This is a genomic window from Caballeronia arationis, assembly GCF_001544975.2.
GTDB lineage: Bacteria > Pseudomonadota > Gammaproteobacteria > Burkholderiales > Burkholderiaceae > Caballeronia > Caballeronia arationis.
The window spans coordinates 1-2267 of sequence record NZ_FCOG02000365.1 but is presented as its reverse complement, the minus strand read 5'-3'; the positions used below and the strand labels follow the sequence as shown (position 1 = coordinate 2267).

The following is a 2267-nucleotide window of genomic DNA, read 5'->3' as shown; positions in this document are numbered from 1 at the left end:
CACACACTCTGTGATAACGTCATGATTGGCTCCGGTCGTCCACGGGTCTTCGGACCCATTGAGCTTCGAGCTCGTACATCGCTGGGCACGTCCCAGCCGGCTCGACCGGAGCCACCTTACACCGCCAGCGCTCCGCAGTCACCCGTACAACTCGTCGGTCTGAGGCGGAGCCTCGTTAGTGCTCGGTGTAGCGTTCCTGCTAACCGTCTCGCTCGTACTCGAGATCGCGATCCAGGCGGTCGGAATGTTACCGTGGGCAAACTCGCCCTTGGTGATCGTCGGCGAGATCATTCAGCTGGTGATCGGCCTCGTGTTTCTCTCCGCAGCATTCGGCGCGCTGCTCAAGTTTCTTCCTGATGCGCCCGTGCTATGGCGCGATGCGCTCGTCGGCGGCATCGTGGCCGCGCTGCTCTTCTCGGCGGGCAAAGAACTCTTTGCGCTGTATCTGACTCATGCAGGCACGGCGAGCGCATTCGGTGCGGCTGGCTCGCTCGCGGTGCTCCTCATGTGGCTGTATTTCTCCGCCGCGGTGCTTCTGCTCGGCGCGGAGTTCTCTGCGGCTCGCGCACGGATGCGCGATCCGCGCGGCGCTTGGGGTCAGCAGGATGGTCACGTGCTGCCGGGCAGTCGCGCGAAGATCGGCTTGCTACTCGCCGCATCGACGCGCCGCGCTGCGCCGGGTTCGGCCGCCTGTATGACCGCGTCGAGAACGCCTGCGGGCAGACGAGCCGATGCGCCGATCGCGGCCAGCGCGCGCCAAGCGATCGGCACGCGTGCGCAGGACGCGCAGCAGCTGCCGGGGCAGGCGCGCAGGAACATGTCAGCCGTGGCGCAGGCGTTGGAGTTGTCGCGGAAGATCCAGCGGGCGGAATCGATTGCCACCCGCGCCGCCGCGCTCGCGATGCTCGGCGCGCGCCGCAAGGCGTCGCATGCAAGCGATGCGGTGCGGCGGCATCCGTGGCGCGCCGTGCTGGTCGCTGCGGGCGCGGCCATGGTGCTCGCGTTGCTGTCCCACGGCGATTCGGTGGGGCAGGACCACACAAACGCGCGCAAATGACGGTTTGATGAAAGCCGAGTCGTCTTGCCGATGTTGGCGCATATATCGTCAAGGTTGACGGAGAACAAGTCGAAGCTGCCCGTACGTTGGCGGCCGGCGTGCGCTCGCTGGGCTTTCATACTCCGCTTTGGGCACTGGCCAACGCCCACCGCATTAGTGACCTTATGGCAGGGGTGGACTCGGCGAGGTCGATGGTTATATCCACCTGGGACAGCAAACGCCGGCTTTCTACGCGAATCAAGTTATCGCTAGCCTCGTGATGTACGGTATGAGCCTCCTCCCGCGCTTCTTCGGTGGCCTCGTTGCCTACGACGCGCAAGCCAATATTGCGGTCGACTGCCCATTACACCAAGGAGGGCAGTTCTGCCGGGAATTGATCAAGTCCGCAATCGCATCTCTGCGAACTTCATGCTTATCTATCCGCCCGGTATTGGTGTTGTATTACCTGGCTGAATCAGGTCGAGAATTGGCTCTCGCGCATCCAGTGCGATGTGATTGCCCGCCGCATCTTCACCACGGTGAAGAACTTGGATCGCAGGCTGATGCGCTATATCCGCGAACACACCAAGATCCCGAAGCCGCTCAAATGAAAGTGCGACGATCCGCGAAGCCCGCCGTTCCCCATATCTGAAGTTGACCCGCGAAAACGGACACCTATCCTTTGGATAAGGAGGTGGCAAAATGGGCAAGCATCGAGCGCCGTACCCGGCAGAGTTCCGGGCTCGCATCGTTGATCTGGTGAAGGCCGGTCGAACACCCCATGCGCAACTCGCGCGCGAAGGCGTGCACGTGGGACGCAAGCGGGTAGCTCGCCTGATGCGCATCGCGGGCCTATGCGGGGCAAGCCGACGGCGATGGCCACGCACTACGCGACAACGTGGGGGAACACGGCGTGCGCCGGACCTGGTACGCCGGCACTTCAGTGCGAAAGGCCCGAACATACTGTGAGTGGCAGATGCCACCTATATCCCCAGTGGCGAAGGGTTCTTATATCTGGCCGTGGTGCTTGACGTGTTCAGCCGGCGCATCGTCGGTTGGGCAATGTCGAATCATCTCTATACCGACCTCATGTTGCGCGCACTGAACATGGCTCTGCAGCAACGAAGTCATGAAGGGGTGATTTTGCATTCCGACCAAGGGTCCCAATATACATCCATTGCTTTCGGGCGACGCTGGCGCGAAGCCGGCGTGCAGCCGTCGATGGGTACGG

2 protein-coding genes and 2 pseudogenes are annotated in these 2267 nt (G+C 62.6%); all 4 read left to right on the top strand.

Going from position 1 to position 2267, the window contains the following annotated elements; all coding sequences use genetic code 11:
- Positions 1-178: 178 nt before the first annotated feature.
- Positions 179-1057: a YihY/virulence factor BrkB family protein gene (locus tag AWB81_RS42235; protein ID WP_097189920.1), complete on the top strand. Its 879-nt coding sequence runs from the start codon at positions 179-181 to the stop codon at positions 1055-1057.
- 408 nt (positions 1058-1465) lie between these two features.
- Positions 1466-1510, top strand: coding sequence for a hypothetical protein (locus AWB81_RS49095; RefSeq protein ID WP_087135600.1), 45 nt, complete (start codon positions 1466-1468; stop codon positions 1508-1510).
- A pseudogene (locus AWB81_RS48060) lies at positions 1501-1647 on the top strand (IS630 family transposase); the annotation flags it as partial. The gene AWB81_RS49095 and the pseudogene AWB81_RS48060, both read left to right, overlap by 10 nt.
- A gap of 169 nt (positions 1648-1816) precedes the next feature.
- Positions 1817-2267: pseudogene (locus AWB81_RS48055) on the top strand (IS3 family transposase); the annotation flags it as partial.